The organism is Mycolicibacter engbaekii, from assembly GCF_002101585.1.
GTDB classification, from domain to species: Bacteria; Actinomycetota; Actinomycetes; order Mycobacteriales; family Mycobacteriaceae; genus Mycobacterium; species Mycobacterium engbaekii.
Window position 1 is genome coordinate 1 of the sequence record NZ_LQOT01000019.1, and the last position, 23121, is coordinate 23121.

The 23121-nt window shown below is 65.9% G+C and carries 25 protein-coding genes, 4 tRNA genes and 1 pseudogene; 9 read left to right on the forward strand and 21 right to left on the reverse strand.

Going from position 1 to position 23121, the window contains the following annotated elements:
- Nucleotides 1-140: 140 nt before the first annotated feature.
- The gene (locus AWC02_RS22820) at nucleotides 141-467 is read right to left on the reverse strand and encodes a hypothetical protein (RefSeq protein WP_165757847.1); all 327 of its coding nucleotides are present in this window, start codon (nucleotides 465-467) and stop codon (nucleotides 141-143) included.
- Between the two features lie 316 nt (nucleotides 468-783).
- Between AWC02_RS22820 and AWC02_RS22825 the strand changes: the two genes are divergently transcribed.
- On the forward strand, nucleotides 784-1026 hold the full coding sequence (locus tag AWC02_RS22825; protein WP_133055601.1) for a hypothetical protein: 243 nt from the start codon (nucleotides 784-786) through the stop codon (nucleotides 1024-1026).
- Nucleotides 1027-1176: 150 nt separating this feature from the next.
- Here AWC02_RS22825 and AWC02_RS22445 read toward each other — a convergent pair whose 3' ends face one another.
- The 3 genes from AWC02_RS22445 to AWC02_RS04830 form a co-directional block, all read right to left on the reverse strand.
- The gene (locus tag AWC02_RS22445) at nucleotides 1177-1929 is read right to left on the reverse strand and encodes a bifunctional DNA primase/polymerase (protein WP_237160326.1); all 753 of its coding nucleotides are present in this window, start codon (nucleotides 1927-1929) and stop codon (nucleotides 1177-1179) included.
- Nucleotides 1930-2128: 199 nt separating this feature from the next.
- On the reverse strand, nucleotides 2129-2575 hold the full coding sequence (locus AWC02_RS04825; protein ID WP_085127662.1) for a hypothetical protein: 447 nt from the start codon (nucleotides 2573-2575) through the stop codon (nucleotides 2129-2131).
- A gap of 1 nt (nucleotide 2576) precedes the next feature.
- A complete protein-coding gene (locus AWC02_RS04830) occupies nucleotides 2577-2777 on the reverse strand; it encodes a helix-turn-helix transcriptional regulator (protein ID WP_085127663.1) in 201 nt (66 codons plus the stop codon).
- A 132-nt stretch (nucleotides 2778-2909) separates the two neighbouring features.
- Here AWC02_RS04830 and AWC02_RS04835 point away from each other — a divergent pair, with 132 nt between their 5' ends.
- The 3 genes from AWC02_RS04835 (at nucleotide 2910) to AWC02_RS22835 (ending at nucleotide 4735) form a co-directional block, all read left to right on the forward strand.
- The gene (locus AWC02_RS04835; protein ID WP_085127664.1) at nucleotides 2910-3566 is read left to right on the forward strand and encodes a helix-turn-helix domain-containing protein; all 657 of its coding nucleotides are present in this window, start codon (nucleotides 2910-2912) and stop codon (nucleotides 3564-3566) included.
- Between the two features lie 64 nt (nucleotides 3567-3630).
- Complete coding sequence (locus AWC02_RS22830) at nucleotides 3631-4557, forward strand: tyrosine-type recombinase/integrase (RefSeq protein WP_133055602.1); 927 nt, start codon at nucleotides 3631-3633, stop codon at nucleotides 4555-4557.
- Complete coding sequence (locus tag AWC02_RS22835; protein ID WP_085127666.1) at nucleotides 4517-4735, forward strand: site-specific integrase; 219 nt, start codon at nucleotides 4517-4519, stop codon at nucleotides 4733-4735. The genes AWC02_RS22830 and AWC02_RS22835 overlap by 41 nt, the downstream gene beginning before the upstream one ends.
- A gap of 44 nt (nucleotides 4736-4779) precedes the next feature.
- On the opposite strand, the gene AWC02_RS04850 is transcribed toward AWC02_RS22835, so the two are convergent.
- The 3 genes from AWC02_RS04850 to AWC02_RS04860 all read right to left on the reverse strand — a co-directional run bounded on the left by AWC02_RS04850 (nucleotide 4780) and on the right by AWC02_RS04860 (nucleotide 5062).
- Nucleotides 4780-4853 (reverse strand) — tRNA-Phe (locus AWC02_RS04850).
- Between the two features lie 29 nt (nucleotides 4854-4882).
- Nucleotides 4883-4956: transfer RNA gene (locus tag AWC02_RS04855), tRNA-Asp, on the reverse strand.
- Between the two features lie 33 nt (nucleotides 4957-4989).
- Nucleotides 4990-5062 (reverse strand) — tRNA-Glu (locus AWC02_RS04860).
- Between the two features lie 134 nt (nucleotides 5063-5196).
- Here AWC02_RS04860 and AWC02_RS04865 point away from each other — a divergent pair.
- From AWC02_RS04865 to AWC02_RS04885, 5 genes are all read left to right on the forward strand, one after another.
- Nucleotides 5197-5269 (forward strand) — tRNA-Lys (locus AWC02_RS04865).
- 236 nt (nucleotides 5270-5505) lie between these two features.
- On the forward strand, nucleotides 5506-6651 hold the full coding sequence (locus AWC02_RS04870; RefSeq protein WP_237160327.1) for a tyrosine-type recombinase/integrase: 1146 nt from the start codon (nucleotides 5506-5508) through the stop codon (nucleotides 6649-6651).
- Between the two features lie 105 nt (nucleotides 6652-6756).
- Nucleotides 6757-6975: a helix-turn-helix transcriptional regulator gene (locus AWC02_RS04875; RefSeq protein ID WP_085127752.1), complete on the forward strand. Its 219-nt coding sequence runs from the start codon at nucleotides 6757-6759 to the stop codon at nucleotides 6973-6975.
- 109 nt (nucleotides 6976-7084) lie between these two features.
- Nucleotides 7085-7600 (forward strand): hypothetical protein, encoded by a 516-nt coding sequence (locus AWC02_RS04880; protein ID WP_085127667.1) that lies wholly within the window; start codon nucleotides 7085-7087, stop codon nucleotides 7598-7600.
- Between the two features lie 210 nt (nucleotides 7601-7810).
- A complete protein-coding gene (locus AWC02_RS04885; protein ID WP_133055603.1) occupies nucleotides 7811-9388 on the forward strand; it encodes a hypothetical protein in 1578 nt (525 codons plus the stop codon).
- A gap of 262 nt (nucleotides 9389-9650) precedes the next feature.
- Here the strand turns inward: AWC02_RS04885 and AWC02_RS04890 are convergent.
- From AWC02_RS04890 to AWC02_RS04940, 14 genes and pseudogenes are all read right to left on the reverse strand, one after another.
- A pseudogene (locus tag AWC02_RS04890) lies at nucleotides 9651-10610 on the reverse strand (restriction endonuclease); the annotation flags it as partial.
- A gap of 187 nt (nucleotides 10611-10797) precedes the next feature.
- The gene (locus AWC02_RS22960; protein WP_336385667.1) at nucleotides 10798-10953 is read right to left on the reverse strand and encodes a helix-turn-helix domain-containing protein; all 156 of its coding nucleotides are present in this window, start codon (nucleotides 10951-10953) and stop codon (nucleotides 10798-10800) included.
- A 67-nt stretch (nucleotides 10954-11020) separates the two neighbouring features.
- Complete coding sequence (locus AWC02_RS04900) at nucleotides 11021-11857, reverse strand: hypothetical protein (RefSeq protein ID WP_085127670.1); 837 nt, start codon at nucleotides 11855-11857, stop codon at nucleotides 11021-11023.
- Between the two features lie 979 nt (nucleotides 11858-12836).
- Nucleotides 12837-13433, reverse strand: coding sequence for a recombinase family protein (locus AWC02_RS04905; RefSeq protein WP_085127753.1), 597 nt, complete (start codon nucleotides 13431-13433; stop codon nucleotides 12837-12839).
- A gap of 192 nt (nucleotides 13434-13625) precedes the next feature.
- Nucleotides 13626-15011 carry a serine/threonine-protein kinase gene (locus AWC02_RS23005; RefSeq protein ID WP_085127671.1) on the reverse strand — a complete coding sequence of 462 codons (1386 nt, stop codon included), beginning with the start codon at nucleotides 15009-15011 and terminating at the stop codon, nucleotides 13626-13628.
- A 71-nt stretch (nucleotides 15012-15082) separates the two neighbouring features.
- The gene (locus AWC02_RS04915; RefSeq protein ID WP_165757848.1) at nucleotides 15083-16012 is read right to left on the reverse strand and encodes a DUF732 domain-containing protein; all 930 of its coding nucleotides are present in this window, start codon (nucleotides 16010-16012) and stop codon (nucleotides 15083-15085) included.
- Nucleotides 16013-16201: 189 nt separating this feature from the next.
- Nucleotides 16202-16495, reverse strand: a complete 294-nt coding sequence (locus AWC02_RS04920) for a DUF732 domain-containing protein (protein ID WP_165757849.1) — start codon at nucleotides 16493-16495, stop codon at nucleotides 16202-16204.
- 154 nt (nucleotides 16496-16649) lie between these two features.
- A complete protein-coding gene (locus tag AWC02_RS21595) occupies nucleotides 16650-16979 on the reverse strand; it encodes a hypothetical protein (protein WP_133055604.1) in 330 nt (109 codons plus the stop codon).
- 682 nt (nucleotides 16980-17661) lie between these two features.
- Nucleotides 17662-17811: a hypothetical protein gene (locus AWC02_RS21835; protein WP_165757850.1), complete on the reverse strand. Its 150-nt coding sequence runs from the start codon at nucleotides 17809-17811 to the stop codon at nucleotides 17662-17664.
- 12 nt (nucleotides 17812-17823) lie between these two features.
- Nucleotides 17824-17964: a hypothetical protein gene (locus AWC02_RS21840; protein WP_165757851.1), complete on the reverse strand. Its 141-nt coding sequence runs from the start codon at nucleotides 17962-17964 to the stop codon at nucleotides 17824-17826.
- Nucleotides 17965-18677: 713 nt separating this feature from the next.
- On the reverse strand, nucleotides 18678-19592 hold the full coding sequence (locus AWC02_RS04925) for a class I SAM-dependent methyltransferase (RefSeq protein WP_085127674.1): 915 nt from the start codon (nucleotides 19590-19592) through the stop codon (nucleotides 18678-18680).
- 35 nt (nucleotides 19593-19627) lie between these two features.
- Nucleotides 19628-20959 (reverse strand): amidohydrolase family protein, encoded by a 1332-nt coding sequence (locus tag AWC02_RS04930; protein ID WP_085127675.1) that lies wholly within the window; start codon nucleotides 20957-20959, stop codon nucleotides 19628-19630.
- Nucleotides 20953-22113: a CoA transferase gene (locus AWC02_RS04935; protein WP_085127676.1), complete on the reverse strand. Its 1161-nt coding sequence runs from the start codon at nucleotides 22111-22113 to the stop codon at nucleotides 20953-20955. The genes AWC02_RS04930 and AWC02_RS04935 overlap by 7 nt, the downstream gene beginning before the upstream one ends.
- Nucleotides 22110-23066: an enoyl-CoA hydratase/isomerase family protein gene (locus AWC02_RS04940; protein ID WP_085127677.1), complete on the reverse strand. Its 957-nt coding sequence runs from the start codon at nucleotides 23064-23066 to the stop codon at nucleotides 22110-22112. The genes AWC02_RS04935 and AWC02_RS04940 overlap by 4 nt, the downstream gene beginning before the upstream one ends.
- Nucleotides 23067-23121: the final 55 nt, after the last annotated feature.

Below are 23121 nucleotides of genomic sequence, written 5' to 3' on the forward strand. Positions count from 1 at the left end.
GCGGTGGCGGCGGCGGTGGCGGCGGAGCTGGAGGCGGCAGCAACGGCGGGGATGGCGGGCATGGCGGTGACGGCAGCCACACCATTTTCCCTTACGCCGGAAGAACTGGAGGAACTGGAGGAACTGGAGGAACTGGAGGCCTAGCTAACGGCGACGGCATTGGTGGCCACGGCGGCCACGGCGGCAACGGCGGCAACGGCGATCCGAGTAGCGGCGGCAACGGCGGCGCGGGCGGCGACGGCAACAACAACGGCACGGGTGGTCACGGCGGCAACGGTGGCAACGGCTATACGGGTAACGGCGGCGATGGTGGCGCGGGCGGCGACGGCAGCAACAACGGCACTGGCGGTCACGGCGGCAACGGAGGTCAGGGCGGGGCCGGTGGGCGCGGGGGCTATACCGCTGGGGGCGACGGCGGCAATGGTGGCGTTGGCGGTGACGGCAACGACAACGGTACTGGCGGTCACGGCGGCAACGGAGGTACCGGCGGGAACGGCGGCACCAACGATGGCGGCGGTCGCGGTGGCGCTGGCGGCGCTGGCGGCCTAGGCAGCGACGACGGCACCGGTGGTGACGGTGGCGGCGGCGGTGACGGCGGTAATGGCGACGACGGCAGGGGCGGCGATGGTGGTGCTGGAGGTACCGGTGGTGACGGCAGCAGCGGTGGTACGGGCGGCGAGGGTGGCGCTGGTGGCCTAGGCGGCGCTGGTGGCCTGGTCAGGGTAGGCAATGGCGGCGGAACCGGCGGAACCGGCGGCACCGGCGGCACCGGCGGCAGTTTCTATGGCACTGGCAGTGGCGGCGCTGGTGGCGCTGGCGGCTCCGGCGGACTGGCCAGCAGTGGCGGTACTGGCGGCCATGGCGGCGCTGGTGGGGTCGGCGGGGCCGGCGGCAGCATTAGCTACAGCAGCTCATCGCCCAGCGCGGGCGGCGACGGCGGCAACGGCGGCGACGGCGGCGAGGCTCATACCACCGGAATTGGTGGGGCTGGCGGGGACGGCGGCCGTGGAGGCCAATTGTTATTAGACGCGCCAAACCATGGCCGTGGAGGCGAGGGCGGAACCGGCGGTACTGGACGCAACGGCCAATCCGGCGGCCAAGGCGAAAATGGCGGAACTGGCGGCGGCCGCAACGCCCCTGGTGGCGATGGCGCGCCCGGCGAAGATCGCGGGTGATTCATCCCTGCCCCCAACTGGGCACCCGCACAGCCGAAGGCAGCGACACTTCGGTCAGCGACATGCAATCAGCCCACCTGGGCTGAGCAAGGAGAGCGAAGTTGAAGAAAAACGGAAGTAGAACGGTGGTCTCGGGATCACTGATCGACGGATTGACCTGCGCGCGGCCCACTGCGCGCACCGGATGGCGACAGCGAGATCGCCTCGGAACGGGAGTCTCCGTCCTGCTGGCGATAGGCAGCCTTTGTGTGGCAGCGGCACCCTCCGCAACCGCTGAGCCGTTCGCCAGCGGCCCTGGCGAACGGGAATACCTGGCCCAGGTCGACCAGTACTTGCGGCTGCCCAGGCCGACCGACGTCGCGTCGAGGACCCCGTGAGGCGTGGCCGGGATCTTGTCACCGCGCCTGAGCGGGTGCACCTCCCAGCCGCGCCGTGCGTAGTCGAGAGCTGCCGTTCCGAGCACAAAATCCAGATCCGCGTTAGCCGCGAGGCCGTCGAAACCACCCGAACCTCCGGTATGGTCAGGGGCGACGGTTTGCTTTGTGGTGAGGCTGTCGCCGTCGGAGGTACCCCCGGTTCTGCCGGGGGTCTCCTCGTCTCCGGGGACGACCACGCCACGCTCGACGCGCACCCGAGACAGCTCCGCGTCATGGCTGGCCGCCGCCGACTTCTTGTCCGACTCGGCGGTCGTTGCCTTAACTTCGACGGCCAACGCGGCCTCGTCGAGCAGCGGGAGACGATCCCGTCGTGTCATCACTCGGCACTCCTGACCCCGGTTGGCCAGTCGGAGACCACGCCTGTTGCCCGAGCAGTCGCCGCGGAGCCCTCAGAGCTACCCTCACGGCTATCCCGGTGCGAACCGGCCCTACGACGGCGGGCAACAACTTCGCAGGTCGAATCCACCACCAGGAGGACAGATCCGACTAGCAAAGTGAGGACGGTCAGGTTTTCGATCACCGCCGTTCACCACCAGTCGGCCTCTCACACCGATCCTTGAGACGGCCCTTCGCGGCGGTCGCCTTGTGACGCTGGAGTCGTTCAGCCAGCGCGCTCATGGGCTCACCCTGGTATGCCTCATCGACCGTGGCTTGGAGCATCACAGTGACGCGTTCGTGGCCGCGATAAACTCGGTTGACCAGGTCGATTGCCCCCTCGAACGAGTCGGCACCAAAGTGTGTGGCCAGCACCTTGTCGGCCTCGAAGCGTAGGTCGAGCAGCCTATGAGCTACCTCGTCGGGCAACTCTTCACTCTCCTCGTAGCGGCCACCGGCCTCATAGAGTCGCCCGACAACTCCCACCGGAAATTCAGCCAGGTCCTGCATGACCTTTTCGGGGATGGCGTTGCTCATGGCTCCACTCAGGTCGGCCACGTAGCGATCACGCTTGTCCTCACGAGTCACGTCAGCCCACCTCCCCGCCGCGGAGCTGTGAGTTCTCAAACGCGATAACGTCGCTGAGCCGGTAGCGGACGTGGCGACCAAACCTCGCGTACTTCGGCCCGCGCTTCTGCGAACCCCATTGACTGAGGGTCGCCTCTGGCATCTGCCACCGCTTGGCCAGCTCCGCCCGGGGCAACCAGCAGTGCTCAGGCGATTCGCTCATGAAGCCCTCCTTTTCTCGTTTGTCTCCGCAGCTATCGCCGATGACGATTCAGTTCTGCGGACACCAACATCAGTTGTACCGAGTATCGTCCATTTCCGCAACATGTCATAGATAATTGCTATACTGCGTGTTATGACGCAAACTGTTGGTGAGTCGCACACCTGGAAGACGCCGCCGGTGGACTGGGCCGAGGAGCAGGCACTACGGATCGCCCAAACGGTTCGCACCCTGAGGGGCAAGAGGTCCGCGCAGTGGCTCGCCGACCGGACCGAGGCACTCGGCTACACCGTCACCCGATCGGTGATCTCTGATCTTGAGCTTGGCCGCCGACGCTACGTCAGCACAGCGGAAATCATTGTTCTTGCGGCCGCGCTGACGGTGCCTCCGGCCTATCTCCTCTACCCCGACCTGCCTGACGGTCCCGTCGAAATCGTTCCTGGCACTCCAGTCCCATCAATCAGCGCGCTGAGGTGGTTTTCCGGCGAGCGGATCTATCAGCCGTCGCCCCAGCGAGTAGGCCTGAAGTTGGCCAAACAGCACAGCGACCTCGGAACTTCTGAAGCCGCCCTCGTGGTAGAGCTCTCCCGGAAGCGCCTCCAACTCCGAGAGCAGATGACGAAACTGACCACGATCGCGAAGTCTGCCCGAACGAGCCCGGATGTTAGAGCTACTGTCACACAGGAAATTTCGGCTATCTGGGATGAACTTGAGAACGTCGATGGCGAGCTAGAGGCGCTTCATGCCGTGGTGGTATCTGACCCTTTAGAGGACGAACGCCTTGGCGGGTAGACCACCGTTACGGATCGGGCAGCACGGAAAGATCCTGCGGAGACACCTTGGCGGCGGCGTCTGGGTGGCCACTTGCCGAGTTCGTGACCTCGACGGAGTCACGCGCCGCGTAGAGCGCAAGACTCCGGTCGGCATCGCAGACGAGTACGGTGCCCGCGCCGAGGCCGAGCTGGTCAATGCCATCGCAGGCCGTCGGCCGCCGGGGAGCGGAAGCATCAGCGGGACCACAACCCTTGGGGTGTTACTGGACCGCTACATCCAGCGGTGCCGCGAGGACGGTGAGCTGGCGCCCAAGAGCGTGGACACGTATGCGGCCACCATCGCAGCAGTACGGTCCCGTATGGCCGATATCAGGGTCAGCGAGGCGACACCTGGGCTCCTCGACGAGATTTTGCGCGGCATCCGCCGCGACCATGGCGATACCCGCGAACGCCACACCAAGGTGGCTCTGAACTCAGTGCTGACCGACGCGGTGTTGGCCGGGGTGATCACTACGAATCCGGTGCGCGAGTTGAAGCGCCGCCGCACGCAGCGAAACATCACGAAGAAGGGTGCCGCGGCGATCGGCATGGAGCAGGTGCGCGCACTGCTGGCGGCGATCACGTCGTCGGAGGCATGCCAAGCAAAGGATCTCGCCGACCCCGTGACGATGCTGGCGGCAACCGGGCTTCGACGCGGAGAGCTGCTCGCGTTGCGCTGGGAGGACGTGGACCTGGATGCCAAGACGCTCACCGTGGTCGGGTCCGTGGTCCGGCTCAAGGGCGAAGGCCTGCTCTGGCAAGACACCACAAAAGGCGGCAAGTCGAGATCGCTTCCGCTGCCGCAGTTTGCGGTCACCATGCTGCGCACACGGAAGAGCACCTGGCGAGGACCGAACACCGCCGGGGTGATTTTCCCTTCGTCGACCGGAACACTGCGACCCGGACAACTTCGGGAAGCAGTGGCGCGAGGTGCGCGACGAGTTGGGCCTGCCGGACGTGTCGAGTCATAGCTTCCGCAAGTCGGTCGCAACCCTGATCGACGACAGCGGCTTGTCCGCCCGGATCGGGGCCGACCAGCTCGGGCACGCCCGCCCGAGCATGACCCAAGACGTGTACATGAACCGAGGGCGGGTTCACGCCCAAGTGGCCGACATTCTCGACCGGGCGGTGGGTATAAACGACGAATAAACGTCAAGTGACCGTGAGGATTGAGGCGAAAACCGCCTCTGACGTGGCCAGGGCCGGGATCGAACCGGCGACCTTCCGCTTTTCAGGCGGACGCTCGTACCAACTGAGCTACCTGGCCGGAAGGCACCAGGTGCCTCGCCGTTAAAGCGACCCTGACGGGACTTGAACCCGCGACCTCCGCCGTGACAGGGCGGCGCGCTAACCAACTGCGCCACAGGGCCTTGCTGTTCGCTCCGTTGTTACTACGATGCGAGTACCCCCAACGGGATTCGAACCCGTGCTACCGCCGTGAAAGGGCGGCGTCCTAGGCCACTAGACGATGGGGGCCAGAACCGAATCTCTCCGAGGCACTCGCAACGGTTCTCGTTGGGAGCTTCGCTAGCTTAGGGCACGGTGGACCGAAACCTCAAACCCGGCCCCCATCGAGCCCGAGCGCGCAGGCAGTATCCTGTTCCAGCACGGCCCCTATAGCTCAGTTGGTAGAGCTACGGACTTTTAATCCGCAGGTCGCAGGTTCGAGCCCTGCTGGGGGCACGGGAAACATCCTGGTAAACGCGATTTTCGACCCTCACGGCGAGTAGTGTTGACACGACAGTCCGCAGACAGTCCGCAGGACGGTTACGATTGAGCTGGTGAAACGCAAGAGCCGCGCCGGGGTCGAAGACCGTTGGCACCGCAAACCGCGCCCTGGCGAGCAGGTGCCAGACCCGGCTAATCACGCTGGTCCCGGCGCTTGGTGCACTGATCCAAAGCACGGAACGCCTGCCACCATGGTGACCAGCGCACGCCATGGCCAAGGCTGTCGCTGGCTGGCCCGCTGGGTCGACCACGACGGGCAGGAGCGGACGGTCTCGTTCGAGCGTAAGGCCGAAGCTCAACAACACGTGACGAACATCACCGCCCAGCTGACGACAGGTACGTATGCGGACCCCCGTCGTGGTGCCGCAACATTCTCCGCTGTGGCCGAACCGTGGTTCGAATCAAAAAGTGGCCTCAAACCCAAGACCCGCGCAGGCTATCGGTCCCTACTCGACGTCGTGGTTCTCCCTAGGTGGAAGGACACCCCTCTGCGGGACATCACCCATGCCGACGTCCAGGCGTGGGTGCACACCCTGGCCACCGATCCCACAACACGTCAGAGGAAGGCGACGCGGGCTAAGTCCGGACACGAGGCCAAAGGCCTGTCTGCGGCCAGGGTGGTGCAGGCGTACCAGGTCTTGGACCAGGTGCTGCGGTACGCCGTGCGAACCCGTTACATCAGCCTCAACCCTGCCGACGACATCCAGCTGCCGCGAAAGACAGTCCCGGAGAAGACACCCCTGACTCATGAGCAGGTGCGCGCGCTGGCTGACTCCGCAGGCGAGCTGGGCACCATGGTCCTCGTCTTGGGCTACGGCGGGCTGAGGTACGGCGAGTTGGCCGCGCTGCGCGTCGGTGATGTCGACACCGTTCGACGCCGAGTCATTGTGACGCGGTCGGTGACCAGTGTCGCAAAACTGGGAATGGTGGAGGGTACGACCAAAACAGATCAGACTCGATCGGTGCCGCTGCCCGCGTCTGTAATGGACCTGGTAGCCGACCAAATCGTGGGGCGCGCATCCACCGAGCTCGTGTTCCCGCACAGCGACGGAGGTTGGATCCCCCGTGACTGGTTCGCACTTCGTCTTGAGAAGGCCTGCACCGCATCGGGGTTGCCTAGAGTCACTCCACACACGTTGCGACACACAGCTGGATCACTTGCGCTGGCATCCGGCGCATCCGTTGTGACTGTGCAGAAACTTCTCGGCCACCAGTCCCCTATCACGACGATGAACGTCTACGCCCATCAGCTACCCGACGACTTCGACAACCTGTCTGCAGCGTTGGATTCCGCCGTACGGCAAGCAGCCAACGCTGGCGCGGGCCAATCACAATGATGTAGTCTGCTGCTCGCAGGACCTCGTGTCCGGCAACCACCACAGGGAGGTCAATTGACCTCGGCTACCAGAGTGGTTGCCGTTTGACACTGAAAGGGGTCCATGATGGTGCCTAATCCCATTTTTCCGCCGCGCAGGCTGCCCACCTCAGGCGCTGCGGAGTACACCGGCCTTGCCGAAAGTACGCTCCGGTACTACCGCCACGCGGGGATCGGTCCCGCCAGCTATGTCATCGGCTCCAAGGTTTTTTACGACGTGGCTGATCTGGACGAGTGGTTGGCCACCCAGAAGGCCGCGACCGTTCGCGGGGGTGTTTCCCGGTGAAACCGCCCACGACTGTCATCATCAGCGAGTCGCCCACATCTGGGCGGATGCCGAACGTTGCCCTAGACGTTGATGTCCGGGAATACCACCTCCCCGTGGTGCGACCAGCATGAGCGACGAGATATACCGCATCCAAGCGCGCTGGCATGACGAGGAACTGGAGCAAGTGTCGTTGCGGGCCGCAGATCAGCGGGTGCTGCTGCACCTGCCTGACGTAGCGTCGGGGCTGCAGCGGCTGCGGCGGCTGCAGGACTCACAGCTGGAGCTGTTGCAGCGCGAGATCGACGAGCTGATCCTGCGGCAGGAGCTGACCATCAGGCAGTCCAAGTTGGATCAGAATCTGGATCTGGAGGAGTACCACGCACGGCGGCAGTCCCTGCTGGATCGGGCTGACGCGCTGGGTATTGGTATCCGTCGAGGACCCGTCCGAACGGACTCCGGCGCGACGCCCGACAAGAGACTCCACGACCGGCTGCAGCGCTTGCTGAATCCTGACGCCGCGCTGGGTACTGGTATCCGTCAAGGATACGTCGAAACGGACTCCGGCGGCCCGCACGCTAAGAGGCTGCGCGAACGGTTGCAGCGCGCGCAGGAGCGTGCTGAAGCGACGCACCGTGACCGATGAGGCTCGGGTGAAGTCCCAGGGCAACGATGGCGGAGGTGATCCCAGGATCGGCGGTAATGTGGCCGCTCGAGTTCGGCTAGCCTATTCGGGGCTCTACCCTGCCTTTTCGGGCTGTGTGGGCGGTCCGCTCCCGGGTGTTCAGAAGGATCGTCAGAGGCACCGCTGGGTGATGTTGACCTACCGTACTGCCGCCCGACGAGGGGCCCGACGATGAGCCAGGAAGGTGGGGGCGCGGAAGTCGGCGAGGTCGTCGCTACACGGCCCACACAGCGGGCTTCAGTGCGCTTTAAGCACAGGGGCTGGGCGGCGATTGAAACACTCTATGGCGACATGCCGGAGTGGATCGCCTCCGGTACTCATGTCGAGCTGCGTTTGGGTTGGTCACGGGAGCAGACCGCCGCTATCGCCGAGGCGCTGGGCCTGGATGCCGGGATGAATGCGGACTGGCGGCACGTCACGGCGATGATGGTGCGCGATGTCGTGGTCAACTGGCAGGCTCAGGGGAAGCAGACGTTCTACTCACGATCGCGCGACTTCTACAGTGACCTTCCCCGCCGCTACCGCACCATCGATTTTCTCTCCTACCACTACGTCACCAGGGCGTCGGACTGGCTGCAGCGTCGCGGGTACATCACCCAGACGACAGGCAAGCGCAACCCCGGCCCGGGCGGTGATTCGTACCGCAGTTACGCCCAACCCACCCCCGCGCTGCTCGACTTGGTCTCCGGGCTGATTGATCTCGCTGAGCCGCGTAGGGCAGAGAAGACCCCAGAGTTGATCCTCCTGCGCGACAAGGACGGTAAGTCGGTGGACTATGCCGACACCGACGAAACCCGGCGCATGCGGGCCGAGATGGCCGAGATCAACGCCCGCATGCACACCCTGTGCCACCCCCACGTGGAGGGGCGTGCAGTTCAGCTGCCCTGGCTGGTGAGGATTTTCAACGGCGACTTCAGCCGTGGAGGCAGGCTCTACTTCCTGGGAAATTCCGTCCAGAACATGCCCAAGGTGGATCGACAGCGAGTACGGGTCGACATCGACGGCGTAGCGCACACCACCGTCGAACTGGACTATTCAACCCTGCACCTGTCGCTGGGCTACGCCGAAGAAGGTGAACGCCGCCCCCGCCACCCCTACGAGATCCCGGGCTTCACCCGCGATGAGGTCAAGGTGGCCACCAACATCGCGATCAACGCTGCCAACAAACGGAGCGCCGTCGGCGCGATCGCCATGCACCAGGCCGAGCAAGAAAGAAGGTGCTACCCCAGCCAGGAACACCGGGAGCGGGCCCGCATCGTGTATTCGCGCCTAACACGCAAACACTGGAGAGCTCGCAACCTGATCGGCTCCGGGGCAGGACTTCGCCTCCAGAGGGTCGACTCCGACATCGCCGTCGAAGTGATGCTGTCCCTACTTCGCCAGCGCATCCCAGCCCTGCCCGTCCATGACAGCTTCCTGGTCGCCGCCCACCACCAGGAACAGTTGTGGGTAGCGATGACCTCGACAGCCAAAGTCAGAGGCTATGACCTGGAGATTCACGGAGGGGACAACACCTTCCGAGCACAGACAGGTACACGCCCAGGAACCACAGCCACAAGGTCTATCACCGAACACACCGGAACCAGGCTCCCACGGTCCCGCCTCACTACTGGAGGATACTTCCCTGAACTGCACCTTTGCCGGTGCACTGAGGGTCGGAGGTATAGCGGAACGAGCCTCAACAGCAGACATGAGGAGTACTCGGGGACAGATCCACCCCGGAGGGTATGCCTCAGCGTCAGCGAGTAGACCTCCGTGCGGTCGACATCGGCAGTATTCGGCCAGCTGCGCCACCCCAGCCAGGTCGGCAGCAAGGCGGCCTACTCCAGCGGCGGGTTACTCATCCAACCGTGGCCAGCTGCCGGTACCCGGAGGCTGCGTTGATGATCTTGCGGACGGTGGCGTGGTGCACCCCGACGTGGGTCGCGATTCGAGTGATCGCCGCACCGGCTGCATGTGCTTCTAGCACCTGCTGGACCTGTTCCAGGCTCTTAGTGGTCGCGCCGCCATCGACCAGCGCGAACTCATCAACCCCAGCATCTTGGGCAGCGGCGACGGCCGGGAGGGACTGGTAGGTGGAGAACACCACGGTCAGCCCGGCGGCACGCTTGCGGTGCGCCATCTCCGCGGCTAGGCGGGCCGGGTCGGTGGTGACCGGGATCGGCACGTCGTGGACGTTGTAGTCCTCCACGGTGCGCGACACCTTGATGTCCGAGCAGACCGCGAACGCCCGCAGGTCCAGCTCGGTCTGGGCGGTCCACTCCCGCAGCGTCTGGCTCAGCAGCGAGATCGACGGCACCAGGAACAACACCCGCGCCGCCCCACCGTTATCGGCGGCGGCACGCTCACACAGCCGCAGCGCGGTGAAGGTCTTCCCGGTGCCGCAGGCCATGATCAGCTTGCCCCGGTCGTTCCCGGCGGCGAAGCCGCGCAGGACGGCCGCGATGGCCTGTTCCTGGTGCGGCCGGGGGGCGAACCGCTGAGATGGGGTGAGTTCGATCTGGAGTTGCCCGGCGGGCCAGGCGATGTCCCAGTCGATGCGCGACTCGGCGATCACGTCCAACCCGATGCGGCTCACCGGCTTGGAGCGGCCCTCCAGTGACTCCTCGGCGTTCTTGCCCCACCGGTCGGTGGTGGAGATGATGATGCCCTTGGTGAACGGCTCCTTGCCGAGTTCGTTGAGGAAGGAGTCGATCTCGCCTTTCGGCAGGGTGTTTCCCGGCTCGTAGAACTTGCACTGAATCCCGACATACTCACCACTATCACGCTCACGGGCCACCAGATCGATGCCGGTGTCGATCGCGCCGTTGCGGCCGGGCCAGTCGATCCACCGGCACACCTGGTCGTACTGCTGGACCAGCATCGGGTCGAGTTCGAAGTAGCGCACCATCAGCTTCTCGAACTCGGTGCCCCGCTCGGAGTTCGACGGCGCTTGCCGCAGCACCTCGATCACGTCATGGATCGAACCCATACCCCTGAGACCCTCCGCGTCGACTGTGAACGACCTCATCATTGCCTACCGACAGCCGCGGGCTCACAACATCCGGAAGTCGGCGTAGGCCTGGGCGAGGGCGGGGTACCTGGAGGGCGTTCGCGGTGCACTGGTCCGCACCCCGCGCTTACGAGGCGCACTGGTAGGCCTGGTTATTCGCTGCTGGTCAGGCGGCAGTCTCGGCGAGGTGCCGGTACACGGTGGCGCGGGAGACGCTGAGCATCTTGGCGATGTCCGTGGCCGCGATGCCTTTCTCCGGATCCCACGCGCCTTGGCGGCGTCGGCGTCGCCAATCTTGCGTGGAAGGCCGCCCTACGCCCATTCGCGGCAGCAGCGGCCAGCCCCCGCACGGAAACTAACGAGGTGTCGCGCGGCCCAGGTCGCCGGAATCACCTGTGTGGCTGTCGCACCTTCGGTTCATGATCTGGTAATCCATCTGGCCGTGGCGGCATCGCAAGACCGGCCCGTCGATCTCGCAACCGCAGAAGCTCGCCCAAAAGGTGCAATGCCTGCACGGCGAAGTAGAGGGTCATGTCCTCACGTGCGGTCATCCGATAGACAAGGTGACCGTCCGTGCCTCCATCGACCTGCTCGCGGTGTAAGAACCCCTGATGTGCCCACGGTCGCCCATGCGCGAACCCCGACGTGATCTGCCAATCGTTGTACACCGGCAACTCGGTGTACAGCGCGCCACCCTTGATCGGCTCGGTGACCTTTAAACCCGACTTGGCGCGATCTGCGTCGATCCCCAAACGTTTTGCGACATCGGAGATCTGGTCCAGACTGTCGGCATTTCGTTTCAACATGTCCGCCGTTGAAGATCCCGAGGAAGTCAGATAATTCGCGAAGTCGTGATAGTTCCTGGCATGCCAGCGCAGTGCACGCTCGATCCGTTGAGGCCGGGCTTTGGGGCCCAAGATCCACAGTCCAGTCGCGGTGTTCTCCAGTGCTGCCCGTACAAGAGTGTTACTCACCGCCAGGTGTTGGTAATTGGCGTCCCGCACCACCACCTTCACGCCGTGTAGCTGGTCAACGGAGGCATTGATGATGTGGCGCAACGCATGGCTGACCTCAAACGGGTGAGACTTGGTGTCGTCTCCGGCCAACGAACTGCGCGAGATCACCCGAAAGTCGTCAGGGTCCCCGACCCGGGCCGCCAACGCCTCGATCGATTCTGCGTACTCACTCCATTTTTGTTCGACCCATTCGGCTGCGACGTCAGACATCAGCCGACTAACTCCACGAGCCGAAGGAGGGATGACCGCCGGTGACGTTCTGGAAAGTGCGGGGCTATCGCAGGATCGTGCTGATAGATCGGCATTCCGCTTATCCTGCCACCGCCCGCAGGCATACTCGGCGGAGTGCTGATACCGCCTGACCCTATCTACCTAGAAGGTCCTGGCACGATCCGCTGGGCAGCGGGGTGTCCTGATGGCCGCCGGTCGCTGACCTGGGTTGTGACTGGAGCGAAAAACAGCGCCGACATCTACATCGGGACGCGTTCGATGATGAAGGATATGAAGCTGAGCCTTCACCCGAGGAGGTGGCGTATGGCGTTGACGACCCAGGCCGCAGCCCGCCACCTACCAGAGGGTTCCGACCGCGTCTTGGCGCGTTGGGAGGTTCCTGCCGATAGGTGGCCGGGCTGGCGACTTGCGGCGGCAATTCTGACGCCCGCCATCACCTTCTCGGCCCCGTTCAAGGAGCGCCGTCCAAGTGATGGCGGCCCGATTCTTTGGTTTCCGGCCCCAACACCGCCAGAGCATCTCCGGTTCTACGTACTCCTCGGGGAACCTGATGCTGGGTTGACGATCAGCAACATCGTCGGTGACGTAGGCCGAATGACGCTTGGCTCAGGCCTGCGTGTGTGGATAGTCGCCGATTCCGTCACCGTAACTGCGGAACACCAACGGCGTATAGAAGACATCCAGCTGGCCATGGCACGGAACCCCGACGCGGCTGCCGGATGGGCCTGGGGTGAGGTTGAGGGGATTCCGAACCTTCTCGATCTGGCTGCGCTAAGGCAAACGACCGAAGGCACCGGAGCGGGTCGCCACAACTACCTTGCGCGTGTTGGTCTTGACCCGGAAGCCGAAGCGGTCACGCCGCCGATGGTAGACGATTCACATGACGTCCGCGCCGGAGGCGACACACCATCGACCCCTAGCTGCGGACCTTCGTAGAGCCTCAGCGACTGGGGGCAGATCAGTCCTTTCCCGCCAGCAGCCGGTACATCGTTGGTCGCGAGACACCGAGCAGCTTGGCGATCTCGGGCACCGGCTCACCTGCGGCCCGCATCCGCTCGGCCTGAGCGATCTGGTCGGGCGTCAGAGCACGCGGCCGCCCGATGGGCAGGTTGCGGGCTTTCCGCGCCGCCTTGGCCGCTGCACGCCGCTCCCGGCCCAACTCCAACTCCAACTCGGCCAGGGATGCCAGCACCCCTGCCACCATCCGACCGGTCGCGTTCGAGGTGTCGATGCCCTCCCGCAGCGAGCGCAAGATGATGTCGCGCTGACCGAGGTCGCGGATCGTGGCCATCACCTCGGCGGCGTTGCGGCCCAGTCGGTCGATCCCGACGACCACGATGGTGTCTCCGGGTCGGGCGTAGTCGAGCAACCCGGCGAGGCCGGGGCGCTGCTCCTTGGTCGACGTGCCGGTCAGCTTGTCGGAGTAGACGCGGTCCGACTCGACCCCGGCGGCGGTGAGCGCGTCCGCTTGGGCATCTAGGGACTGGTGACCGGTGGATACCCGAGCGTAGCCCAGCAGCTGGCCGGTGGCCGGGGGAGTGGTGGCGACGGTCATGCCCATTATTGTATCTCGAAAGGCCGACAGTCATCGTTTTAATACGAGACAACTTTCAAGAATTTCCACCTGCGGATACGTGGTGATCGAGACCGGCTCGTGAAGCCGTCTCGGAACTAAAGAATCGAGACGCCGCATGGTGGCGTGTACTGCGCGCCCCGCCAGCCCCTTCCGCGTGGGGAAGATCCCCGATTACGTCGTCCCCTGGCCCCGCGAACGGGCCTGAAAGAAGTCGTTACCTGTCCGCGTCATTACCAGTAACGAACCCGGCACCAGAAGGATCAGCGGGAGCAGTAGCAGGATTGTCGGCTGCCATGAGCCCTCGCCGAGTGCTAACCCGACCAGGAATGGCAGCGCAGAGAGGCCTCCAAGCACTATGGGTGCGTAGAGCAGACCCTTCGGGGTGACACCTCTATAGGCAGCGACTGCGCCCCAACCCACGAGTGCGGTCATGGCGAGACATTCAACTCCGATGACACAAAAGACGATATTGAAATTCCACCCGGCGTCGAGGGGGCCGAGGATCGGCAGGAAGGAAAACACGCCGATCAACACGAGCAATGCCACCGCTAGCCCTGTGGTGAGCAAGGCGCCGATCACGGTGTTTGGTCGCCATGGTGGTTCGTCAGATAGTTGCAGCTCTGATTCTGCGCTATCGACCGGCGCAACCTCGGTCGACGCGTATTGGGTAGGCGCTTCGTGGAGTTCGGGTGTGGGAGCCGCGAGGGTTTCCGCCCCGGCGGCGGCGATCGTTGCGTGGCTGACGGGTTTTGGAAGTGCAGCTCGCGCTGCCTGGGCAAGTTTCCGGGTGGTGGCGTAGCGCTCGTCGAGGTCTTTCGCCATGCCGACAGCGATGACGTTGTCCATCGCTGCGGGGACGCTGCTCTGTATGGCCGAAGGTCTTGGGGGCGGGTCGAACATGTGGCCTGTCGCGATCTGCTCCAGGCTTTCGCCGGGGAAGGGCTGTTGCCCGGTCAGCGCCTGGTGGAGCACGCAGGTCAGCGAGTAGACATCGGCGCGGGCGTCGGCTACGCCGGTTCGGAACCTCTCCGGGGCCATGTACGGCCACGTCCCCAGCGTCATCCCGGTACTGGTCAATCCGGTCTCCCCGGCGACCCGGGCGATCCCGAAGTCGATCAGGTAGGCGAAGTCGTCCTCAGTGACGAGGATGTTGGACGGTTTGACGTCACGATGGATCAGCCCGATGCGGTGCGCGGCGTCCAGCGCCGAGGCGACCTGCTCGATGATCGCTACCGCCCGGTCTGGACTCAGTGGCCCGTGGGCGAGCAGGGCCTGAAGGTCATGGCCGTCGACCAGCCGCATGGCGACGAACAGGCGGCCATCGATTTCGCCGAAGTCGTGGATCGGTACCACATGTGGTTCATTGAGGCTGGCCGCCGCCTTGGCTTCCCGCAGGAATCGCTGCTGGAACCCTTCGTCACCGGCCAGATGCGCGGGCAGCACCTTGACGGCCACCGTCCGCTCGGTGACGGTGTCGAAGCCCCGCCAGACTTCTCCCATGCCGCCACGGCCCAGCACCTCTACCAGCCGGTACCGCCCGAACGGTGTCCCCTCCATAGCGTCCTCTCCTATCGGTGTGGTTCATCAGCACGGTAAGTCCGGGGTCCGACATGGGGGCCGCTGGCGGTTCACCGGCCAGGTCTGGCTACTCCATCAGCGCCGACGGTCAGCTCGGGGCAGATGTTCGCTATCGCAGCGTCCACCACCTGGTCTGCGGCTGCAGCTGTGATCTTCATGTGGGCAGCGACGTCGTGAACCACGTAATCGGTCGATGTACCGCCGCGCAGCATGATGCAGGTGCCGCGACCGATTTTCAGCAGTGTCGCGTCATCGCCGGGGTAGTGGCCTCGGACGTTGTTGAGGTAGGCAGCTTCGGCGCGGTTGGGTGGCGGTGGCGTCGGGCCAACGTATGGCACACAGTCGAGGGGATCTTGGCGTGCGCCGCAGTAGCCGGGGTCCATTGGACCCGGGTCTGCTGAGGCACCTGGCGCTGGTACTACGACCGCTGACGGACGGGTGGTCGCGGGCGCACTGAGTGTCGGCTGGGCTGAGCTGCGCCGCTGCGGACGTGTGGTCCAGTCGCATACTTGCGTATCGAAGGGGTCAGAGGGGGGCTGGGGGTATTCGCTGAGACCCGCCGAGTTCTCGATCATGACCATGACCTCGATATTTGCCTCGAACTTGCCCGTGCCAAGAAATCTGTTCTGGCCACCTATATCCACCGCGATCGTGAGGGTGTCACGGTCCGAGCTGACTGATGGTGCGGGGATGGAATTACCGGCACCTTGGATCAGCGAAACGTCAGCACTCCACTTGTGAATGTCTGTCGCCAAAGGCGACTCGATCTGCATCCCCTGGTCTTTCGGCAGGTGCTTCGGGTCGATCCAGATGATGTAGGAAACCGACCCAGGAGCCAGAATCGACTTTCCGTACGATCCGGTTATCACCTCCGGTTTCGGCGGAACACTCTCTGCGAACTTCAGTTCGAGCAGCAGTAAGGACGAGCCACTCCGACTCAACCTCGCCTCAGTGATTCGCACCCGCTCAGGAGGCGTCATCGCCGGGTCGCCACCGTCAACGACTCGACAACCCATCGAATGCGGCAGCGAGTCCGACCACCGAGCGCTCTCGGACCCACAGCCTGCGACGAGTGATGCAGCAGCTGCGACCGCCACAAAGATCGCCGCGATCCCCGCTTTCGTTCGTGAGGTTTGACCGGCGACGTGCCCAGACCCTCGATCCGCCATCTAGTGGGGATGTTCGAACTGCAGATTGTCGTACTTCGGACAGTAATGTGCAGCTGATAACGCTACGAAGTTCGCTGCTCGAGCTGGTGCGAAGCCCATCTGGGAGACGAATAGCTCGGTGAGAGCATCTGGAGTAACGCCATTATCGAGACCATTGCAGACCTGGTGGGCGTTTCTAATTAAATCAGCAGGAGCCCCGGTGACCCCTACGCTCTTCAACTTCGCAACGAAATTGTCGTCATTGTTATCGGCATGAGCGGTGCCAACCGATAACAAGGCCATGAATGTGGCCATGGCCGAAATTGTAAGTCTTCTCATGTTGTTCCCTTCTGTGGTGGTATGAATGCTTACGGACGCAATATGCGATCAGTGGCGGAGAGGTGAGCTCGTCTCGTCGTCGTCATACGGAACGGTCAGACGGGCAGTGCACTTCACAATCGGATTACTGCTAGCTGTCGGACCGTGAACCGATTGAGGATCGCTCAAGAACAAATGCCGTCACGGCGACAGCAACGAGAACCAGAGTTAATGCACAGGCGAACAGCAACCCCATCCCGATAGATAGATGTGCACGCCCGCCATGCGGATTTGCTACCGAGGTAAGGTCCATGGCCTGCATCAGGCAGAGGAGGAAACTGATGCCGCCGCCGATGGCTGCGGTCAGCGCTGCCGGTGTTCTCCACCCTGTCCACAGAAAAGCACAACCGGACGCAACGGCCACCAAGCCCACGATGAGGACCCACATTCCGGGATTAGTGCCCGCGTAGGAGTCCGTCATCCTCCCAAATGTTGTAGAGGTCTCTCCGATGCCAGGAATTGAGTACGTGAAGTCAGGAGTTACAGCATGGACCCACTCTAGAAAGCTTGAAAGAACAAGAGCGCCCCCAGTGACTAGAACTGCTAACCCAGCGATCCAACGTGGACTTCCACGTTCCACCAATCCTGCGCTCGCGTTCGCATCGGTTGTCACGGCCTACCTCCGGGGTGTGGTGTTGTGAGCAGGTTAACAGGGAGTCGTTTGTCGTAAACGACAGTCCGGAGTTTCGGAACGGGGTGTAGTCATCCAGGCCGTGGCGCTCCTGGTCGGAGGTCTCCCGCTGCTTCCCGGTGACGATTGCCGCGATCGCACTCGGTGCTCGTGCCCAAGCGAGATGCACGGGTAGCGCTGCCGCTAGTGGCCCGGACCTGCTCGGCGGCCCTCCCCAAGCGCCTGGGCGGGGGAGAAGTTGGCCTGGTCGCGGCCACCAGCATTCCGACGTGGCAGCGACCAGGAGCCGCTCGAGGGACACATCTTGGACCACTTGGGCCCCTGTGGATCATGGGCGTTCATGCGGTCGAGGTGCTCGTTGTCGGCACGAAGCTTGGCCAGGTGTTCTGGGTCGGTGGTGGCGGGCCAGCGGCTACTTCCTCGGGCGCGGCGCACGCGGCCTGCTCGCGGGCGGCCAGGATGCGGCGCACGGTCAGTAGTCCACGGTCACCGGTCGGCTGTCCCCACGCTCCCGACGACGAAGCCGCTCGGCCTCGACCCAGCGACTCGCGGCGGTGGCGCGGGATTCGTGCCACTCCTTGACCGGCTGCGGCTCGCCGATCCAGCCGCGTTCAGCGCTCATCGGCTTCGGCTCCTAATCGGAGGGGTGGGGGTTGTTCACCAGGTCGCGCAGGCGCTGCTCCTCGACGACCTTGGCCAGACGCTCCTGGCGGAGTCGCTCTAAGTGGTCCCATTTGTGCTTCAGGGCCTCGTCGGGGACGGGAACGTAGGTCACTCGACCACGGTTAATATCCACCATTCTCCAGCATCCTTCGCAGCTCATGAGGCCCTTTCAGGATACCGACGTGTGCCGACAGCATCTTGATCAGCGAGTGAGCCAGGCGGTCGGAACCCGCCGTCCTGAGCCAGTTGATGGCGGTTGACCGCGCTCCCGGCGCTTGGATGATCCCCACGACGATCGATTCCGCCAGGTACCACGGTCTTTTCGACCTCAGGCTGGGCGTGAAGCCGTGGAACGTCCACCCGACCGGTCTTCCGATGCAGGTCAGCGATGGTCGGGCCACGCACAACATTGCCGGGTCATCCTGTAGTCGGCCCATAGTTGGGTGCCACCAAGCCGCACGGGCGGGACAAAGCACGGTACAAAATGTGATCAAGAGCGTGTCGAGGTGCCCGGGCGAACCCGCACTAGCCGTTGGCCGATCTGGCCAGCCCCCTCGCGGGTCGTCAACCCACGCCGCCGGGATGCAGCCCCCAGTCCGCAGCCAGTCCGCAGGAGGATTCAACACCGCCGTTTTTCAATCAAACCCATCAACGCATCCGCGCAGGTCGGAATACACGAGCGGTAAACTCATCAAAGCGGGTCAAAGCCGTAAACGCCAGGTACAGCGCTCTTTTAATCCGCAGGTCGCAGGTTCGAGCCCTGCTGGGGGCACCACACCAAGTTCGGACGCTCGCTTTGTCGCGCCCCACAGGCTGTGACCCGTTTCATACCGACGGCTCGTCGAGCACGGCGCTCAGATAGGTCAAGTCGTCAAAGGCGATCGCCAGTTCGTCGTCCCCGTACTCCAGGCCGCACTCGGCGTAGAGCTCGCGCACCTGGCGGCCCGTGACCGTCCAGCCGGCGGCGGTCAGGTACTCCACGATGTGGTTGCGTTCGCCGTGGTAGATCAGATCGCCGATCTCCACCTGGAATCCCAGCGCCGACATCTTCTCCCGGTGGGCGCGCCACTCGGGGCCGGCGAACACCGAGGTGTCGCCGATGAACTCGCACGCCACCCGGCTGCCCGGTGCGCTCAGCGACTTGATGGTGTCGAACAGGGCATCCTGGGCCTCGGGCTGCAGGTAGATCAGCAGGCCCTCCGCGCTCCACACGGTGGGCGCCTGCGGGTCGAAACCGGCGGCCCGCAACGCGGTCGGCCAGTCGTCGCGCAGGTCGATGGCGACGGTGCGGCGCTGCGCGGTCGGCTGGGCGCCCAAGTCGCCCAAGGTGCGGGTCTTGAAGTCGATGACCTCGGGCAGGTCGACCTCATAGACCACGGTGCCGGCCGGCCAGTCCAGCCGGTAGGCCCGGGAGTCCAGGCCGGAGGCGAGGATCACCGCCTGGCGGATGCCGCTGCGCGCCGCCGACAGGAAGTGATCGTCGAAGAACCGGGTCCGCACGCCCATGCCGTGCGCCACCGCGACCGGGTCGTAGTCGCCGCCTTCGACCACGGGAATATCGCCGTCGACCATCCGGGTGAAGAAGTCGATGCCCACGGCTCGCACCAGCGGCGCCGCCCAGGGGTCGTCGATCAGCTTGTCCGGCCCCGCGGTGGCCAGGGCACGCTGCGCGGCCACCATGGTCGCGGTGGCCCCCACACTGGTGGCCAGGTCCCAGCTGTCACTGTCGGTGCGCGTCATCGATGCCTCTCTCGAACTCCAGTTATCTAGCTAGGCTACCGACCGTCGTGCACCACAGCACCGGCGACGATGGTCACAGCCACCAGACCGGCGTCGAGGGTCAGCGGATCGCCGTCGAGCAGGCACAGGTCCCCGGGTTCGCCGGCTGCCACAGCGCGCGCGGTCGCGGGCCGGTCGGCGCGGCCGGTGAACCCGTGCAGGGCGGCGCTCGCCGAGATCCGCTCCCCCGGTCCCAGCACGGCGCCGCCGGGGGTGCGCCGGTGCACCGCGGCGCGCATGGCCGCCCAGGGGTCGCTGTCGCCGAAGGGCGCGTCGGTGGACAACACCACCGGTATCGCGTTGCGCCGCAACGACGCAACCCGCCAGAGCTCATGGTGGCGGTCGGGTTCGACGTCTGTGAGGTAGTGGTCGCCGCGCTCGGCGACGAAGTTGGGCTGGGTGACGACGGTGATCCCGAGTGCGGCCAGGTCGGCCAGCCGATCGTCGGGCACCACCGCCGCGTGTTCGATCCGGTCATCGAGGTGCGTACCGGCGGCCTGCCAGGCGGCGATCGCGACGGCGAGCTGGGCGTCGGTGACGCAGTGCACCGCCACGCCATGCCGGCGGGCATGGGTGTCGCACATCAGCGCGATGAGCGCGTCCAAGTCCAGGCGCTCGTCGTCGAGGATGACCTTCATCGGCCCGAGGGTGACCTCGGCGGGCGTGGCGGTGCCGGCCGGCGCCAAGCAGTGCAGTCGCTGCAGCAGGTCGCCGCGGCTGCGTGCCGCGGCGAAGGCGGCGATGTCGGCGTCGGTGTGCCCCGGGGTGGCCTCGGTGATTCCGGTGACGCCGCGCGCCGCCAGCTCTCGGCTCAACCGCGCCAGGGCGGGTTCGCGCGGTGGCAGCCGGGGCGTCGGATCGCCGTGAGCCCGCAGCAGCCGGCCGTCGGGGTGGCCGGTCATTCCGGCGCGAGCCAGACCGGCCGAGTTGAGCACCCACAGCGCGCCGCTGCGGTGCGCCACCCGAACCGGTACGTGCGGGCAGTACCGGTCTAGCAGCTGCGCGGTCAGCTCCCCGGCCACCGACTCGTGATAGCCGTAGGCCCGCACCCAGCCGTCCCGCCCGGGTCGCGCGGCGGCCAGCGCCGCCGCCAACTCCGCCTGGTTGTGCACCTGCGGCGGGCCCAGGCGCACCGAATCCAGCGCTGCTGCCGCCGATCGCAGGTGCACGTGGTGGTCGTGCAGGCCGGGAATCACCGTGGCGCCCCGGGCGTCGAGGAACTCTTCGCCGCGTCGCGCCGGCAATGCCGGGGCGACCTGCTCGATGGTGTCGCCGAGCCGGATGTCGACCGGCGTCCCGTCGGGCAGCACGGCCCGCTGGATCAGCACCGCGCCGCCACTAGGTCACCGATTCGGGCGTTGTCGGCCCCCAGCGCCGGCCCGGTGCCCTCAATCCGGGGGGATGGCGGTGGCCGCACCGGTGCCTCACCGGCAGAGAGACACGTCGGCAGTGCGGCGTATCCGGCGGCGACGGCGGACAGAGCCAGCGTGATCACCTCGCCGCCACCGCGGGCCAGCGCGTCGACGACGTGCACCGCCGCCTCGATGCCCGTCAACGGGTCGGCGATCGCATCGGCGCAGAACACCGGGCCGCCCCGGCCGTCGCTGCCCACCAGGCCGCCGGCGACCGCCGCGTCATCGCCGAAGCCCGGATAGCCGGCCCGGGGGCCGTGCGCGGTGATCTGCAGCCACACCCGGCCGGGCCGGCCCACGACGTCGGAGGGCCCCAACCCGCGGCGGGCCAGCGCGGCCGGGCGCGAGCCTTCCAGCACCACGTCGGCGGCTGCCAGCAGCTGGGCCAGGGTCTGCGAGTCGCGGTCGAAATCCAGCGAGCAGGAAAGCTTTCCGGCGTTCATCCAGTCGAAGAACGCGCTGGGACCGTGCCGGGTGCCGTCCGGGCGGGACGGGCTTTCCACCTTGACCACCGTCGCGCCGGCCTGCGCCAGCAGGCGACCGCAGAGCGGCCCGGCCCACAGTGCGGTGAGGTCGACCACCAGTACGCCGCGCACCCCGCGACCGGGACCCGCCACACCGGCCCGGCGGATCACCGGGGTACCGGCAGCGGTCTCGCCCAGTGCGGCGGCAGGCAGGTCGAGCAGCCGGGCCCGCTCCACGGCCTCGCTCACCGACCGCCGAGCCGCCCACGCGGCGATGGCATCCCAGGGCTGCGCGCCGTCGGATTCGATCAACGCGGGCACGGTGTCGATGTCGTCGGGCCGGGACAGCGTCAGCGCCCACCAGCCGTCCGCCGCGGCCAGCAGGCGCGACGCTCCTCCCGCGGAGATGCGCCCGGCCCGCGTGAAGCCGAGCAGCCCGGCACGTCCGGCCAGCAACTGCCCGGCGTCGGCCGCCACCCCCGTCGCGGCGGTGAAGCGAGCCAACCGCTGCCCGCAGTGCTGCAGCACCGCGGCCCGGGAGAAGTCCGCGGCACCGTCGGGTCGTCCGGTCAGCCAGGCCAAGCCCGACGCGCCCCAGGCCTTCACGGCACCGGGGCGATCTCGTCGACCAGGCCCCACCGCAGCGCCGTCTGCGCGTCGATGGTGCGGCCCGACAGGATGAGGTAGGCGGTGCGCCACCGGCCGATGCGCCGCGTCACGCTGACCGTGCCGCCGGCGCCGGGAATCAGCCCCAGGTTCAGCTCGGGCAGGCCCAGCACGGTGTCGGGGTCCGCCCGCACCCGCCCGCAGAAAGCAGCCATCTCCAGACCGCTGCCCAGCACCCGGCCGTGGATCTCGGCGCGGCAGCGGGCGCCGAGCCGGCCGGTCAGCGCGTCGAGGGCCCGCGCGGGGCTGTGCCGGGTGCGGGCCAGGTGCGCGCTGGGCACATCGGTGAAACCGCCGAACTCGGCGAGGTCGCCGCCGCTGCAGAAGGACGGCCCGACGCCGCTGAGCACCACCTCGTCGATCGCGGGGTCGGCGGCGGCGACGGCGAGCCCGTCGAGGAGCACCGCCCGGGTCGCGTTGTCGAAGGCGTTATGGCGCTGCGGCCGGTTGAAGCGCAGCCGCAGGGTGTCGCCGTCGCGGTCGAGCAGCATCGGCTCGGCGGTCTGCGGCGCATCGGCGGGCCCGCGCGCGGCCACCCAGTCGGCGAACTCCGGGCCGGCTTGCAGCACCGAGTAGGCCAGGGATTCGGTGATGAGCCCGGCCGAGGCCGGTGCGGCGGGATCCACCGCGCGCAGCACGTCGTCGCAGATGGCCGCGGCGTGCGGCCGACGCCGGCAGCGGTCGGCGATCTCGGTGAGCGCTTCGGGCACCGAGGCGACGGTGATGACCCGGCGGTCGGCGGTGTCGGTCTCGGAGAGGGTGAAAGTGGCCCGCTCCAGCCAGCGTTGGGCGTGGGTGGTGCCCAGCCGGGTGCCGGTCGCAACGATGATCTCGGCGCCGGGCTCGGCGTCGAGCTCGTCTTCGGATACGTCGAGGTCAACCGTGCGGATCATCTCGCGCGTCAGCCTACCCAGCACCGGATCGCCGCCCGCCGGTATGACATCTCGA